The organism is Hyphomonas sp. UBA3195 (genome assembly GCF_002366485.1).
Classification (GTDB): Bacteria; Pseudomonadota; Alphaproteobacteria; order Caulobacterales; family Hyphomonadaceae; genus Hyphomonas.
This window is the reverse complement of sequence record NZ_DEXB01000021.1, coordinates 69,180-85,041: the sequence shown is the minus strand read 5'-3', so window position 1 is coordinate 85,041 and position 15,862 is coordinate 69,180. Positions and strand designations below refer to the sequence as shown.

11 protein-coding genes are annotated in these 15,862 nt (G+C 55.3%); 7 read left to right on the top strand and 4 right to left on the bottom strand.

The window, feature by feature from the left end; all coding sequences use genetic code 11:
- Positions 1-190 precede the first annotated feature (190 nt).
- Genes B2344_RS07485 through B2344_RS07475 form a run of 3 tightly spaced genes read right to left on the bottom strand, consistent with a single transcriptional unit; the run spans position 191 to position 5,842 of the window.
- Positions 191-1,114: a right-handed parallel beta-helix repeat-containing protein gene (locus B2344_RS07485; RefSeq protein ID WP_290484933.1), complete on the bottom strand. Its 924-nt coding sequence runs from the start codon at positions 1,112-1,114 to the stop codon at positions 191-193.
- Positions 1,114-2,550: a peptide MFS transporter gene (locus B2344_RS07480; RefSeq protein WP_290484932.1), complete on the bottom strand. Its 1,437-nt coding sequence runs from the start codon at positions 2,548-2,550 to the stop codon at positions 1,114-1,116. The genes B2344_RS07485 and B2344_RS07480 overlap by 1 nt, the downstream gene beginning before the upstream one ends.
- A gap of 37 nt (positions 2,551-2,587) precedes the next feature.
- Positions 2,588-5,842 (bottom strand): amidohydrolase family protein, encoded by a 3,255-nt coding sequence (locus B2344_RS07475; protein ID WP_290484931.1) that lies wholly within the window; start codon positions 5,840-5,842, stop codon positions 2,588-2,590.
- Between the two features lie 246 nt (positions 5,843-6,088).
- Between B2344_RS07475 and B2344_RS07470 the strand changes: the two genes are divergently transcribed.
- Together B2344_RS07470 and B2344_RS07465 are read left to right on the top strand one after the other, a co-directional pair.
- Positions 6,089-7,171, top strand: coding sequence for a PepSY-associated TM helix domain-containing protein (locus tag B2344_RS07470; protein WP_290484930.1), 1,083 nt, complete (start codon positions 6,089-6,091; stop codon positions 7,169-7,171).
- 123 nt (positions 7,172-7,294) lie between these two features.
- Entirely contained in the window at positions 7,295-8,281 is a 987-nt protein-coding gene (locus tag B2344_RS07465; RefSeq protein WP_290484929.1) for a LysR substrate-binding domain-containing protein, read from the top strand.
- Here the strand turns inward: B2344_RS07465 and B2344_RS07460 are convergent.
- Complete coding sequence (locus B2344_RS07460; protein ID WP_290484928.1) at positions 8,278-9,426, bottom strand: serine hydrolase domain-containing protein; 1,149 nt, start codon at positions 9,424-9,426, stop codon at positions 8,278-8,280. The genes B2344_RS07465 and B2344_RS07460 overlap by 4 nt on opposite strands.
- A gap of 200 nt (positions 9,427-9,626) precedes the next feature.
- Between B2344_RS07460 and B2344_RS07455 the strand changes: the two genes are divergently transcribed.
- The 5 genes from B2344_RS07455 to ald all read left to right on the top strand — a co-directional run bounded on the left by B2344_RS07455 (position 9,627) and on the right by ald (position 15,695).
- Entirely contained in the window at positions 9,627-10,271 is a 645-nt protein-coding gene (locus B2344_RS07455; RefSeq protein WP_290484927.1) for an FMN-binding negative transcriptional regulator, read from the top strand.
- A gap of 121 nt (positions 10,272-10,392) precedes the next feature.
- The gene (locus tag B2344_RS07450) at positions 10,393-11,766 is read left to right on the top strand and encodes an aspartate aminotransferase family protein (RefSeq protein ID WP_290483281.1); all 1,374 of its coding nucleotides are present in this window, start codon (positions 10,393-10,395) and stop codon (positions 11,764-11,766) included.
- A 1-nt stretch (position 11,767) separates the two neighbouring features.
- Positions 11,768-13,240 carry an NAD-dependent succinate-semialdehyde dehydrogenase gene (locus tag B2344_RS07445; RefSeq protein WP_290484926.1) on the top strand — a complete coding sequence of 491 codons (1,473 nt, stop codon included), beginning with the start codon at positions 11,768-11,770 and terminating at the stop codon, positions 13,238-13,240.
- Positions 13,241-13,296: 56 nt separating this feature from the next.
- Entirely contained in the window at positions 13,297-14,559 is a 1,263-nt protein-coding gene (locus B2344_RS07440; protein WP_290484925.1) for a putative porin, read from the top strand.
- Between the two features lie 44 nt (positions 14,560-14,603).
- A complete protein-coding gene (gene ald / locus B2344_RS07435; RefSeq protein WP_206990570.1) occupies positions 14,604-15,695 on the top strand; it encodes an alanine dehydrogenase in 1,092 nt (363 codons plus the stop codon).
- The last annotated feature ends 167 nt before the right edge of the window (positions 15,696-15,862 follow it).

The following is a 15,862-nucleotide window of genomic DNA, read 5'->3' as shown; positions in this document are numbered from 1 at the left end:
ATGATCTGGAAACTCTGGTAGACTCCCGATCATCTCACCTCCACCCCGTAACTGGCCCGATCTCCTATGGAGGTCGGGCCTTTTTGATTGCGCATGAAGGAATGCGACCAAGTTACAAAAAAATGTGTGCCGACGGATTGCCGGCACACAATTCTGGCGAATAGGGGTGTAGAGGAGTCTTTCGCAGGCCTCAGCCCGGCAAACACATATCAACCTCATTGCGATATACGCGACCCGCGTCTTCTTCTCCGTAATCTTCAGCATTGCCGGACACTTCGCCGCCACAGATCAGGATAACGCTTTCGCCAGATGCACGGGCACCAAAGGGTGAATTGTCCTGCAAGGTGGTCTCGCGGCTTATGATCCTGGCCGTGTCCTCAGTGTAGAGGCCATCATCCTGATTACCCTTGATCAAGCTGTTTTCTACTCTTGCAGACGACGCGCCATAAGCAGCAACCGCTGCAGATTCGCTGGCGATAATTTCACTGTCTATCAGGTCTATCGCTGCAGTCTCCTCAAGCCAGACGCCGAGATGGGACTTGTTGATAGTCAAATTGCGCGCAACAATCCGACCTGCTTCGCGACCCGTCAGCGCCATCTTGGCAACGCCTTCGATTACAACCCCGTCCAAGCTCACATCACTGTTGATGGTGAAAATACCATGCCCATCATATATATCATCTTCAGCGACTGCATAGTGGAATCCAGAAATGGTCAGGCCTGAGATCTGAACAGTTGAGTCCTCAATTACGATCGCGCTCAAGGGAAAACCTGCGCTGCCAACGAGCCTTGCCCCGTGCTCCGCCTCAATGCTCAGCTTTCGATCCCGAACGACCACCGCTCCGCGTACATGGAGATCCTGAAACGGAACATCCCGGTAGGATGTCGGCGTGTATGTCCCGGTCTTAATCAGAATTCGACGATCTGAGGTGGATTGATCAATGGCCTCCTGCAGCCCAACCAATCCGAAATAATCGCAACTATCGACAGGACCCCTCTGTGAACAGACTTGTACCGCAGTGGTTTCGTCATCCTTGAACTGGCCAGTCGTCGCGCAGGCGATCACCGCAAGCACAGCCGGAAACGAAACAGTCTTAAGAAGTCGAGCGAGCATTAGAGTGCCTCCTGCTGGAAAGGCGCCTTGGGACTGGCGGACAAATCCCTGTCAAGACGCATCAATCGACTGAGGACGGGTCTCAACACAACCAGGAATACTGCCGCCGACCCTACGATCGCGGCATGCATCAGCCAAAATTCGGAGGCCGACATCACTTCATAAAAGCGGGCGAGCCAACCGCTGAACAGTCCACCGACAAATATGGCCAGATAGTAGGATCCCACCATCATGGAGTTCACCGAATCCGGAGCAGCGCGAGACGTCAGCGCCAGCGCAATTGGTCCAACATACAAAAACCCGACGGCGCAGACAAAATGGAAGATAATGGGCCAGATCAAAGCGACGGAACCCCCGGCAGATAACACGCCTCCCAACCCGAGCAGTGCAAACGCAATTGCGAACACAGCGCAGCCAAGGGCAAGCTTGATCAGATCTCCTGGCTCTGCATTCCGACGAGACTGGTGGCGCCAATACCACAGCACCAGAGGCGCAAGCAGGAGAACCGCCAACGAGTCGAGAGACTGGAACCATGTCACCGGAACCTCCATTCCGAAGACGGTACGATCCACATCTGATCTCAACCATAATGGATAGGCATTCCAAACTTGCGATTGCGCCGTCCAATACAAGGAAGTGAGGCCCAGCATCACAAGGATTGCCAGAATAACAACGCCGTCGCCCTTTTCCAGCTTCGGACGATCCTTACTCTCCACAACCGTATCCAACGGCAGATAGTTTCGGCCGGACAGGTAAACAGCGAGGCCAATCAACATGCCTATTCCGGCGGCGCCGAAACCATAATGCCATCCATACACCTCGCCCAGCGTGCCGCATATCAAGGGTGCGATAAAGGCACCGACATTTATGCTGAAAACATAGATGGAATAGCCGGAATCCCTTCTCTGGTCAGACTTCTTGTAGAGACCGCCAACCTGAGCCGCGAGATTTCCCTTCAGGAGCCCCGATCCGAGTATCAGGGCGGCCAATGCCAAGAGAAAACTTGCCTCAAACGCCATGAGGAAATGGCCAACCGCCATGAACAAGGCCCCGGCAAGAACGGCCTTTGTCCGGCCCAGAAGCCGGTCTCCAATCAGCCCGCCAAGAACAGGTGCAAAATAGACGAGGCCCACATAAGCCCCAAATACCTGGGATGCCAATGCTTGTATGCTCAGTGGCCCGAAGACCGCCTCAAACAAGCTCCGAAAGGGCTCGAATGCCGCAACATTCCCAGAATTCTCCGGCAGGAAAAGGTATGTCGCCATATACAGGATCAACAATGCCTGCATGCCATAGAAGGAAAACCGCTCCCACGCCTCAGTGAACACGATATAGGCCAGCCCCCTGGGGTGACCGAAGAACACCGCATCGTCTGCGCCTTTGGCATTCACGTCCGCCACATCCGAAGCTCCGGAGGTTTTTGGTAGATCACTCATCAAAATGGTCTTTCATTGGATAACTGTGACAAAGCGCTCAGTGCTCGCCCCAGGCGGGCTTCCAGTTGATATGTTTGGGCACATCATTGACTTCCCAGTAGAACGGTCGCCGTGGACGATCATGATTTCCAATTTCGTTCATGGTCACAGAATCATAGAGACGACCATTCACCATTGTTCGCGAGACCGTTTCGGTATTCCGGATATCCGTCAGCGGATTTTCATCAAGAACGATAATGTCGGCGAGCTTTCCGGCCTTGATTGAACCGATTTGCTCCTCAAGTCCCAACGTCGTGGCGCCGTTGATCGTAGCAGCCTTGAGAACATCAAGATTGCTCATCCCGCCCTCTGAAAGCAATTGAAGTTCCCAATGCATGGCGAGCCCGTAGACTTGGCCATGCGATCCGGCATTCACCCGGCCACCGGCATCGTTCAACGCCTTCATGGAACGCGCAGCCGCGCGGAACCCCAAGTCCCAAATTTCGTCCGCTGCCTGTATGTTTGTCATGCCGCGCACATAAGGTGGCGCCCCGACCGGGACTGCCAATGGGCTGTAAGAACTCGTCGTCGTCTGAACATAGGCATCCACCCGCGGGTCTTCCCAAAGCCGAGACGAATTGTAGAGATAGTTTTCCCCCATCAACTCCCCGAAGAGCACGATCAGAGTGGGTGTGTGCGCCACATCAGATTTCGCCATCAACTGGATAAAATCATCATAGAGCGTCTCAACTGGTACGTTGTGTTGAAGGTTCAGATTGCCGTCCAGAATGGCCGTAATGCCATTGAAAAAGTGGCTCTCTCCCTCAACGTCCACCATGATGCCTTTTTCGCGTCCTGCCTTTACCAGCATTTGTCGTTGCTTGCGCTGGATCTGTCGGTAGCTTTTGATTATTGTCCCCCCCAATGCGTTCTTACGGTCCATCACCGCTACGGCATCTGCATAGGTCTCGATCGGAACATAGACCGGGTCATATTTACGCTTGCGGCCGAAAATAACACTCCCGACCGCAATGGTGCGGGGGCCCACCATCGCACCAGTCTGGGTCATCTCGGTAACTCCGTAGGTCGGAAGCTCCGATGTATAGGGATCGTAGTTCGTGGTAATTCCGAAAGAGAGTGCTGCGTAGCGAGATGCTTGCTGCTGCGGCAACAGCCCTGCCGACGCATAGTAACATCCATCCAGATGTCCATGCATGTCCACCAGGCCCGGCATCAAGGTTTTTCCGGTCGCATCAATCACATGTGCATCGTTGGGAACGCCGACGTCGGCGGTAGGTCCGACCGCAACGATCCGGTTTCCGTCCACAACAAGTGTGCCGTGTTCGATGATACCGCCCTGATCCAGGGTAATAATCCGGCCACCTACGAAAGCGGTCTTGCCGATGGGGCGGTCCACAGGAACGCGCAAATCCAACCTCGCAAACAGAGTGGGATCGGCGCCATCCGCGTACACCGAGGCTCGGTACACATCAGGACCAAACGCCCAAAATACGCTTTCTGAGTCCCGAGCCCAGATCAGTTCATACCCTCCCGCATCTGTCAGTCGCGTGCCGCTATCAGCATCGAACACACCGCCCTCTACGGCGGGGTCAAAGGATGCCACGTAATACGTTTGATAGTGACGATAAGCGATCCAGTTCAGATCCGGGCTAAGCTTCAACTCACTCGTGTCTGAATCCTTTGTTCGCACGTGCACTTCATGGTCATCCCCATTGATCGACACGCTTTCGAGTGTCGTAACGAGCGTCTCGTCGATATAAGCCTCTGTCGTGAAGTACACACGCTCTCCATCGGGAGAGAATCTCGGATTGCCACCGACGACGCCCAATGGGGTTGCTTCGCCTCCCTCGGCAGGAATCCAGTAAATCCCAGGGTCCGCCAAGTGACCGCCGAGACAATCGTCGCCCGATGCAATCTGGAACATGATCACCGATCCGTCCGGCGAAAATGAAGGTTCACGCACAATGCCGGTAGACTTGAACAGTGTGGACACTTTTCCAGTGTCGGATTTCACCTTCAGGGTCCCGCCCAATACGTCATCCCACTCGATGAACGCGATGGTTCGACCATCGGGTGAAAAGGCTGGCTCCGATTGCGAAGCTTCCGTCGTCGATAAGTGTTCCGGCGTGTTGTTGGAAGTATCCTGTCGCCATATGCGTCCGAGCGCGCTGAACGCAAGCATCTGCTCGTCCGGCGAAAGGGCCAGTCGCGAAATCGCCTTTACACGTAACGTATCCGGATCGAGGTCTTGTGTGAATCGCGCCGGCTCGATCAAACGATGCCTAGCCGTCAGGGAGAATGGAATCTCATTCGGGCGCCCACTGTCGATATCGACGCGCATGATTTTTCCGCCTGCCCATATCGCGATTGCCTTGCCGTCGGGAAACCAGGAAAATCGGGGGTAATATGTGCCCTGCCCCAGAAAATCAGCCTGCCCATCCCGGTCCAATCCATCAAACACCGGTATCTGGGCGCGTGTCGCAAAATCGTACGTGAACAGCATTGTTTGATCTTTGACCCGGCGGACAAAGGCCATTTTACTGCCGTCAGGCGACATGGACGGAGTCATGGCGCCACCAAAACCGCCCACCACGGTTTTGATCTCGCCGGTTTCAAGACTTTTCCGACGAATGGCAAAATTCTTGTGGTTGGCATCCACATATACAGTGGACGCATGCGGCGGGGTCATTTTCTCGACGAAGTACAGGAACTGACCATCAGGTGAATAGACGGCATCATGCACGTTTTCGCCATTCTCTGGCATCGGGACGATCTGTTCTGCCTCACCCCCACTAGCAGGATAGGTTACCAATTCAGAGGAATGGAGCCGGTTCGCCGTATCGAACATGCGGGCCGCAACAATGGTTCGGCCATCCGCACTCCAGGATGGATCGACCAATGCAAGCGTGCTCTCGGACGAGACCTGAACGGGGTTGCTGCCGTCTGGGTCCGACGTCCAGATATTATCGGACCCGTCGACATCACTGATGTACGCAATGCGTGCACCATCCGGACTGAATACCGGCGAATGCTGAATGGCAGGCCCGCCATGCACCAATTCAGCGGCACCGCCCGCTGCTGGCATTGAGTAAATGTCTCCCAACACGTCGAACACGATCGTGTCGCCAACCGGACTGACAGCAACACTTATCCAGGTTCCTTCTGTCAGGGAGAGTTCGACCTCCTGATAAGGCTGCCCAGTTTGGGTAATATCCCATTCCTGCGCGTTGGATGTACATCCAGTTGACAAAGCCAGGCCCAACAGTCCGGCAGCTATAGTCGTCACTCTCATGAATGCCTTCTCCCCTCTGTGTTGCAGCGCTCAAGCCAGTAGAATGCGCGTTCGCCGGTCCGGCGGGTAGGCTTTCCTGCAGCTTCGACTTGACCATGTCGAGACCGCATCGGCGAAGGGGCCTACGACGCATGAAGAGGTGCGCCAAGCGCACCACTGGTCGCGCACTTCGCATCTGTCACGCGCTCCGAATTCTTTGCGATACATGAGACTGGCAATTTTTCGCTCTTTGGTACTGGAGGTTTCATGCGTTTTCCGAGAGTCCGGTCCATCCACAAATATGTCAGCCTCAGCTTCCTCGCTTTGTGGGCACTCCAGGCCGCATCCGGCCTTGCGATTAGCTTTCGAGCCGATATCGATGATTTCTTCCTCGGGCAGAAGAGCGTTCAAACCGAAACTGCCGCCCTGGCCAAAACGATCGAGACGCTTCAATCGGAAGGCGACGAAATCTCGTCAATCTGGATATCCGGTGGTCGGGACGGTCAATATGATGTCTATTTGGACCGCGATGGTGAAAGCCGCACAGTGCGAATTGACGGTAGCGGCGCACGCATCCGTGATCGGTCCGACGCCAATCGGTTTTCAGACGGCGCTATCTTCGAAACCCTGACGCAATTTCACAAATCGCTGATGTTGGGCTCAACGGGATACCTCTTCCTCACGATCTCCGGTCTCCTTCTGATATCAAATATCAGCCTTGGGCTGGTGGCTGGATGGTCTCAACGCAAACGCCTTAGAGCGTTTACAAAAGCCTCCTCCGTCCCGGCAGCTGCGGCATTGTCAGGCTGGCATTGGCGCGTGGGATTTTGGGGGGCAATTCCAGCGCTCTGCGTCATATTGGCGGGCACTGCCCTCACCCAGTCTGATCTGCTGGCAAATGGGCTGAGCGTGGAACAGAAAACCCCTGAAAGTCAGAAGCCCGCTCCAACGCACATCGTGGACTTAGGCACCGCGATGGATGTTGCACTCGGCGAGTATCCCGGATCTTCTCTCGTCGCGATCAATTTGCCCTCCGAAAACCGGCAATGGTACAAGTTTCGCCTGAAGGCACCCGGAGAAATGCCGAGCCTCTATGGTGCAACCCGCGTATTCGTCGGATTGGACGGCACGGTTCTGCTGGACCATGATGCTGCCAACAGCGCTCCGGAAGAGCGTGTAATTGAATCTCTTTACCCACTCCACACCGGACAGATAGGTGGACTGTTCGGGCGACTCATAAATGCCGCCGCCGGCATCTGGTTGTTGTTCATGATCGCTTTGGGCGTACAACTTTGGTTAGCCCGTCGTCGCGGGCAAGGCGCAATGAAATCGCCACCCGGTGGTGAATAAGTGACACGCCAAGAAATCAGGCGCGACAAACACATGGTCCCACTGGAATCAGCGCAAAGCTTGACTTACGAACCCGCCGGAAGGTCAATCCCGCGACAAACACACCATGATAGGGAAACCAGAATGGCCGACCGTAAGGACGACCTGATCAAGACCGGGCAACAGCCCCCACTCAGAAAAGCGCTTCCACCATTTGAAGGATTGCGGGCGTTCGACGCCATCGCCCGGCTCGGCGGCGTTCGAAAAGCGGCAAAATGGCTGGACCGGGACCATGCAGTTCTGAGCCGACATTTGCGGGCTCTTGAGGAATGGGTCGGAATAACCCTCGTGGAACGCGTTCCGACGGGCCTGATCCTGACCGAAGCTGGCAAGGACTATCATCGCTCAATTGCTCAAGCCCTTGATATGGTGGCGCACGCCACACTGGACCTGCTCAATCAGGGCATCCATCACCAGCTTCTGATATGGAGTACGCCCGGATTTGCACAGCAATGGCTGTCGCGCCGTTTGGCATCGCTTGAGCGCGCAAACCAAGGTGTGGAAATCGAGCTCAAGCCGTCCGTCAGTGCTCCGGACTTTCTCTCCCATGAGGCCACTGCTGATATTCGCTACTGGGCATCCTACGAAGATCTTGATGAGCTTCCGTCCCACCTGAGAAGCCAGGTGATCGCACAATCTCCTATCATTCCCGTAGCAAGCCCGGACTACCTTGAGAGCGCCCCTGAAATCCACAAACCTGAAGACTTGCTCAATCATCAGTTGCTTCATGAGAATACAACCGAAACTTGGGAAATCTGGCTGAACTCTCTTGGCGTCGATTGTGCCGATGGGCTCAAAGGTCCTCGCCTGTGGCAGGGCAACTTGACGAGCGATGCGTCCCGCCACGGACGGGGCATTGCCCTGACCAACCCCTTGCTCGCCGAAAAGCACCTTACAAGAGGCGACCTGGTCTGGATCGGCAAGGATAATCCGACTTTTCCAGCAAGGCGGGGCGACTATGTTTTGATCGCCCGTCACGATCGTTGGAACGAACCAAGCTTGCGAAAATTCCGTCAATGGCTGACCAACACGATCGCCAAGGACACGCCTCAGTTCAAGCCAGGCAGCTAGCTCAGCGCGTCCACAGCGGCATTGAAGAAATCATTATCCAGGATCGCTTCCGAGAATTTTGGCTTCGACCGGCAACTTAGAACGGTCAGCACAATTCCACGACTGGGATTGACGTAGATATATTGCCCGAAGATTCCCCGTGCGCTGAATGCGCCTTCCTTAAAATCACCGTCGCGGTCAGGCACGGGCCACCACATATACCCGTAGTTCAATGGGTCGGATCCCGCCATACGTGGCTCAGTAGCTTCCTTGAACCAACCTTTCGGTACGACCGATTCCCCGTCGATCACCCCGCCATTCAGCGCGAAGAGTCCTAACCGGGCATAGTCATGCAAGTTCGCGCAGATACCACTGCCGGCAACCTCAAGCCCGTCCGGTGACTCCAGCCACCATGCGGCGTCTGCCTGCATGCCAAGACGCGACCACATGGTTTCGGAACAATAGTCAGACAGCCACTTCCCGGTTGCCGCTTTGACCAGTGCACCCACAACATGGGTCTCGCCCGTGCTATAGTTCCAGACCGTTCCCGGCTCGGCAATGCGGGGCAAAGAGGCCATGAATTTCATGATTTCACCCGGTTTTTGCCCAACCTGGATATCCAGCATGGTGCGGCGTTCAGACTCCGCCACCGTGTGAGTATCGTCCCACTTCACACCTGACGTCATCTGCAGCAAATGCTTGATGGAGACCCCATCGTAGCCACTACCGGACAGTTCAGGCAGGTACTTCACGAGTTGGTCATCAACGCTGTCGATGAAGCCATCCTTGATCGCCGTACCAACCAGCGTTGTCGATACTGACTTGGCCATGGACATCGACATCCATCGCGTATCCGGCCCGATGCCCTGATCATAGTATTCGTGAACGATATGCCCATCCTTGATCGCCAACAGTCCGACGAGGCGGTTCTGAGATACGTAGTCGAACAGATCGTAGGATTTACCATTCGCCTGAATAGACATATCGCTCAGCGGCGTCGCCGCATATGGCAAGGCAGACACCGTGTCACCAGCCTTGATGGTGCGAGTGGGGAAAATCTCGTGTGTATGGCTGAACGTATGCATCTGAACATCTGGCATCAATTTGCCAGCATAAGCCGTCACGATGTCACCGAACTGCGGTTCGCGCTGAGAGAATGCTGTCACGAATAGTCTCCTAGGTTAGCGCAGCGACAATCAGGAGGTGGCGCGCGCTTTGTGGTGACAATACATTTCGATACCGGCAGACTCAGGTGCCAAGCAAAGGTATTCTGGTGCCCCCGCCGCACCAGCTGTTATACATTTCGCGCCTCACATTTCCGTCTGTCGACGCGAAGACTGACCCCAGAAAATACAAGGGATATAGTATGACCGATGCAAATGAGACTTGGCACATGTATGTGCCGAAACCTTATCGGGCGTCTGACCCGCTCTCGATCATAGCCGCCTACCCCTTTGGCCAGATAATCACCAGCTGCGGCGACCTGCCCTATGCGACCTCGGTCCCCATGTACGTGGTGACAACATCGACTGGTCACACTGAGCTGGTGGGGCACATGGCGCGGAACAATCCACACGCCACCACCCTGGCCGCCGGCCAAAACGCGCTTGCGACCTTTCATGGCCCGAACGCATATATCTCGGCAAGCTGGTACAAGGACCAGCCAACCGTTCCGACCTGGAACTACATTGCTGCGCAAGTACGAGGGACGCTTCATCCGATTGATGATGCCGAGGCTCAACTGGAGATCATGCGGATCACGATTGCCCAAAGCGAAGCGGCGTCCCAATCCGCGTGGCGTATGGAGCACGCACCCGATGGCAAAGTCGACAGCCTGATTCCCCGTATCCGCTCCTTCAGGATCACCATCTCAAATATCGATGCGGTGACAAAGTTGAGTCAGACCCATCCGCTTGCGGATCAGAAGCGGGTTGTCGACGCCCTCGAAACTCACAGCAACGTTCAGGATCAGGAAATCGCGCGGCACATGCGCAGTCTTTGGCAAAAATAGTCACATCGCATTGGTCATGCACCATCGGTGCTGAAACCGCACCACTCCAATCGGTTTAGTCATCTTTTCCCTTCCGCCGCCTGAGCCCAACATGGGTTCAAACAATTGAAAGGGACGCACAATGGCGATCGCGCATCGGAATACAGCCCAGTGGCAGGCCATGGACGCCTCTCACCACATACACCCGTTCTGCGATCCAAAAACACTCGCAGAACGTGGCGTGCGCGTCATAACGAGCGCAGACGGCTGTTATGTTTATGACAGCGACAACAACAAGATCCTAGATGGGATGGCTGGCCTTTGGTGTGTGAATGTCGGGTATGGTCGCCAGGAACTGGTTGATGTTGCGACCGCGCAGATGGAGCAATTGCCATTCTACAATTCGTTCTTTCAAAGCTCGACGCCTAGCCAGATCGAACTTGCGCAAAAACTGTCAGAGATCGCACCGGGGAACCTCAACCATTTCTTTTTCGCCAATTCCGGATCCGAGGCGAATGACACCGTAATCCGCATGGCGCGCCACTATTGGCACGTCCGCGGCAAGCCAAAGAAACACAAGTTCATTGGCCGTCATCTCGGATATCATGGCAGCACGCTTGCCGCGACCAGCCTCGGCGGCATGAAGCACATGCATGATATGGGATCATCCATGCTTCCTGGCTTCGAGCACATCATGGAACCCCACTGGTACGCTCACGGAGGGAATATGAGCCCCGAGGAGTTTGGTCTCCGGGCAGCGCATGCATTGGAAGAAAAAATTCTCGAAGTTGGAGCAGACAATATCGCCGCATTCATCGGCGAACCAATTCAGGGCGCTGGTGGCGTCATCGACCCACCTCCCAATTACTGGCCCGAGATTCAGAAGATCTGCCGCAAGCATGATATCCTTCTGGTATCAGACGAGGTCATCTGTGGTTTTGGACGTCTGGGGGAATGGTTTGGATGCCAGCACTATGGTGTCCAGCCTGACATCATGCCGATGGCCAAAGGCATGTCATCCGGCTATCTGCCGATTTCTGCGGTGGCTTTCAGCGATGAGATATTTGAGACCATCAATGAAGGTGGTCCCATCTCTCATGGCTACACCTATTCCGGGCACCCCGTCGCTTGCGCGGTTGCGAATGCCAATATCAACATTATCGAACGCGAAGGCTTGGTGGATCGCGTAAAGAATGATGTCGGCCCCTATCTGCACGCACGGCTCCAGCAGCTATTTAATGAACATGCAATCATTGGTGAAGTACGCGGAGCTGGCCTGATTGCCGGTCTTCAGCTCATCAAGTCACGGGAAGCATGCGAACACTTCACGGCTGAAGACAATGCGGCGAATATCTGTCGTGACATATGCCTCGATAAAGGCCTGATCATGCGTGCCGTCGGACAGGCAATGGTGATCTGCCCTCCGCTTACCATCACGCATGCTGAAATAGACGAACTGATCGACATCGCGTCTGCCGGCCTTTCGGAAACGGCTGCCTGCTTGGGAGTCGCATGACATGTCCGTCATGCAAGTCTCGACTGCGGACTCCGTAGCGACGTCGAATGCTCTGCTGCACCGGTTGAAGGAGCGCATAGCCGCATCGTCTGTGGAAAAATCATTTACCGTGACCAATCCCGCAGACGGATCCATTGTGGCAAAAGTGCCGGATCTTGGCGCGCCGGAAACGGAAAAAGCGATTGCGCTGGCAAATGATGCACAGGTTGCATGGGCCGGGCTGACGGCGGGAGAACGCGGAGCGATACTACGGCGGTGGCATGACCTTATTCTCGCATCAGAAAAAGAACTTGGCGAAATACTGACACTCGAACAGGGCAAGCCTTTGGCAGAAGCCCGCCGGGAAGTGACGTTTAATGCCAGCTATATTGAATGGTTCGCTGAAGAGGCCAAACGCGCTTACGGTGATGTGATACCGACCAGCGCGTCCTCCCGGCGACAGCTCGTCATCAAGCAGCCCGTGGGAATTGTCGGCGCCATTACGCCCTGGAACTTTCCGAGCGGCATGATAACCCGCAAGGCTGCGCCTGCACTGGCCGCCGGGTGCGTGATCATCCTGAAGCCATCCGATGAAACGCCCTTGTCAGCGCTGGCACTGGAATGCCTGGCAGAGGATGCCGGTTTCCCAGCAGGCGTTTTCCAGGTCATCACTTCGAAAGATCCAGCGCCCGTTGCCCAGACACTGACCAGCCATCCACTCGTTCGCAAGATCTCCTTCACCGGATCTACGCGCGTTGGAAAACTACTGATGCAGCAAAGCGCCGACAGCGTAAAACGCATGTCACTCGAACTGGGTGGGAACGCGCCCCTCATCGTGTTCGATGATGCAGACATCGATTCAGCCGTCGCAGGCGCGCTGGTCGCAAAGTTTCGCAATGCTGGACAAACATGCATCTGCGCCAATCGCATTTTACTACATACGTCCATCAAGGACGCATTTCTTGATAAATTCGTGGCAGCGGCAGAGGCCATGAATGTTGGGGACGGACTCGATCCATCTTCTGACATGGGGCCAATGATCAACACCGCCGCTAAGAACAAGGTTCAGTCTCTGATAGCAGACGCTGTCGAAAAGGGCGCGACAGTGTCCGCGTCTCGTCACTCCTCAGACGTCGGAAATTTCATGCCGCCGACCATCCTGTGCGATGTCACAACGGATATGGACATCGCACACACTGAGATTTTTGGCCCAGTTGCGCCGGTTCTCGTTTTCGAAAACGACGAAGACGCCATCGCATTGGCCAATGATACGCCTTATGGGCTCGCCGCATATTTCTGGACCCGAAAGCTTTCGCGCGCCTGGCGTGTCGCTGAGCAATTGGAAGTCGGCATGGTTGGATTGAACGATATTGCGATCTCAGGAGAGGCAACACCTTTCGGAGGCGTCAAGGAATCCGGCATCGGGCGCGAGGGGTCTCGCTACGGCCTCGATGACTATCTGAATGTGAAGTATATCGCGATGGGGGGAATCTGATGTTCTACCCGAATACGGTTTCGACAAAATTTCACCTCCTGAAAGCCAGCGCTATCATGGCTATCGCTTCTGCGACGGTGCCAATGGCCGCACTGGCCCAGGACGCCGCAACGGATAATCCAGCAGCTCTCATCGCCGAGCTGCAGGAAAAACTACGCTTACAGGACGAACGACTGGCGCGCCTTGAGCGGATGCTGAAAGACGCGACAAATGTGCCAGCCAAGCTTGCAACAAGCGACCGGGACACGTCCCCCGTTGACGTGGCAGAAGCCACGGTCGCAGATACGCGTCCTGCCGCCCCGACTGGGAATCTCAACATAAGTGGCGATATGCGCCTCAGATATGAGCATAACTCGTCTGATGGCGACGAACGCGATGATGCGCGCGGCGTCGTGCGTGGGCGTATCGCGGCCACATATGCCGCGTCACCTACTCTCGAACTTGGTGCCAGGCTCGTCACTGGAGATCCTGACGATCCAAATTCAGCCGACGTTTCGCTCTCCAACTTCAATGACGATCTTCAGGTAAGCCTGGACCAAGTTTACGGCATCAAGACGTTCGGCAAATTGTCCGTGCTGGGCGGAAAATTTGCGAACCCATTCCGGCGCACGGATCTCGTCTGGGATGGCGATGTGAACCCGCAAGGCTTGGCAGCCCGCTACGCGGCTCTCGACAATGGTTCGACTCGTATCGGGGGTAGCGCGCTGTTTTTCCCGATTGAGCGTTCGACCGCCGCCCAAGACAGCACAGCATCCGGATTTCAGCTCACCCTCGATCAAAAAGCCAGCGAAGCGTGGGAGTTCGGATTTGCTGCCGGATACTACGACTATGAAATCGAGGCGGTTGGCACAGCAGACTCCGGTGATACACGCACCAACTTGCTTGATGGTTCAGGCGCTTATCTGTCCGATTTTGATCTTCTCAATATCATGACGGAAGCGTCCTTTTCCGGCTTTGGAGATCGCTGGCCACTGGAAATCAAGGCTGAATATGTTCGAAATCTCGGTGCGGACGATTATGATACAGGCTATTCAGTCTCCGCATCGCTTGGACAGGCGAGCGCGCCAGGAACCTATAGTTTCGGATATGGCTATCATGTCGCAGAAGCCGACTCGGTATTCGCGGCCTTTGCGCAAGATAACATACCATATGCCAGCAACTATCTTCAGCACACATACTCGTTCTCCTACGCACTCAGCGAGCACCTCCAGATGAATACGAGCCTGTATGCGTATCGGCTCAAGGATGAAATCCTCATCCCGTTCGCCACCGACGACTGGCAACAGCGACTTCGCGTAAATCTGGTCGCGAACTTCTAGACCCTCCTTCATATATCGGACCCACATTTCAAAGGATTGTTGACTTGCGTATTGGCACCCCAAAAGAACTCAAGAACCGTGAATATCGCGTGGGCCTGACGCCACAAGGCGCCCAGGAACTCGTACGGTCGGGTCACTCTGTATTCGTCGAAACCGGCGCGGGCGAAATGGTTGGATTTTCTGACGAACTGTATGAATCGGCAGGCTGCACAATTTCCACGAACGCGGACGAATTGTTCGACTCTTCCGATATGATCATCAAGGTGAAAGAACCTCAGCCGGTTGAGATCGCGCGCCTGCAACCACGACACACGCTGTTCACCTATCTTCATCTGGCACCAGACCCTGAACAGACCCGCGGACTTTTGAAGTCGGGCGCTACCTGCATTGCCTATGAAACAGTAACCGACCGGTTTGGACGCTTGCCTTTGCTTACCCCAATGAGTGAAGTGGCCGGACGCTTGTCAGTTCAGGCTGGCGCCAAGTATCTTGAAATAGCTCAAGGTGGCTCGGGAACACTATTGGGTGGCGTTACCGGCGTCGCTCCAGGCAAGGTACTCGTCATCGGAGGTGGCGTCGCAGGACGGAATGCGGCGGAAATGGCCGTCGGGCTGGGAGCAAATGTCACCATCCTCGATCGCTCACTTGATCGTCTTCGGGAACTGGACGCATTCTTCGCGGGTCGCGCCCGCTGTCTTTACTCCACATCGGCTGCGATCGAAGCTTCACTTCTGACCGCTGATTTGGTGGTCGGGGCTGTCCTGCTTCCCGGGTCGGCTGCGCCAAAGGTCGTTTCAGCCGAACAAATCTCGATGATGAAGCCCGGATCAGTGGTTGTGGATATCGCCATTGATCAAGGCGGCTGTTTCGAAACCAGCCGTCCGACCACACATGACGAACCCGTCTACAATGTTGATGGTGTCTGCCACTATTGCGTTACCAATATGCCAGCAGCAGTTGCCCGAACATCCACAATCGCCCTGTCAAACGCCACCCTGCCCTATGCGATGGCGCTGGCCGATTTGGGCACCGAACAAGCCGTGAAGACCGATCCACATCTGCATGCCGGCATCAATGTAGCCCATGGTGACATTGTCCATCCCGAAATTGTCGCGGCGATGGCTGGCCTCATATGACGTCAAGCCGGATATCCTGAGATTTACGGCACTTATGGCGACCATCGTCGCGGAACTTGCCCCCCCATACGAACCCGGCCTGAACAAGGCCGGGTTTGGCAAATTTTAGAGCAAGACTTGAGCGCTGCGAAAGATGGCGCGAATGACATCCCATTCCGCTCTTCGCA

What these genes read in the sequence shown, in the direction of transcription:
- B2344_RS07485 (WP_290484933.1), bottom strand. Translation starts at nt 1,114, where the DNA reads ATGCTCGCTCGACTTCTTAAGACTGTTTCGTTTCCGGCTGTGCTTGCG.
- B2344_RS07480 (WP_290484932.1), bottom strand. Translation starts at nt 2,550, where the DNA reads ATGAGTGATCTACCAAAAACCTCCGGAGCTTCGGATGTGGCGGACGTG.
- B2344_RS07475 (WP_290484931.1), bottom strand. Translation starts at nt 5,842, where the DNA reads ATGAGAGTGACGACTATAGCTGCCGGACTGTTGGGCCTGGCTTTGTCA.
- B2344_RS07470 (WP_290484930.1), top strand. Translation starts at nt 6,089, where the DNA reads ATGCGTTTTCCGAGAGTCCGGTCCATCCACAAATATGTCAGCCTCAGC.
- B2344_RS07465 (WP_290484929.1), top strand. Translation starts at nt 7,295, where the DNA reads ATGGCCGACCGTAAGGACGACCTGATCAAGACCGGGCAACAGCCCCCA.
- B2344_RS07455 (WP_290484927.1), top strand. Translation starts at nt 9,627, where the DNA reads ATGACCGATGCAAATGAGACTTGGCACATGTATGTGCCGAAACCTTAT.
- B2344_RS07450 (WP_290483281.1), top strand. Translation starts at nt 10,393, where the DNA reads ATGGCGATCGCGCATCGGAATACAGCCCAGTGGCAGGCCATGGACGCC.
- B2344_RS07445 (WP_290484926.1), top strand. Translation starts at nt 11,768, where the DNA reads ATGTCCGTCATGCAAGTCTCGACTGCGGACTCCGTAGCGACGTCGAAT.
- B2344_RS07440 (WP_290484925.1), top strand. Translation starts at nt 13,297, where the DNA reads ATGGCTATCGCTTCTGCGACGGTGCCAATGGCCGCACTGGCCCAGGAC.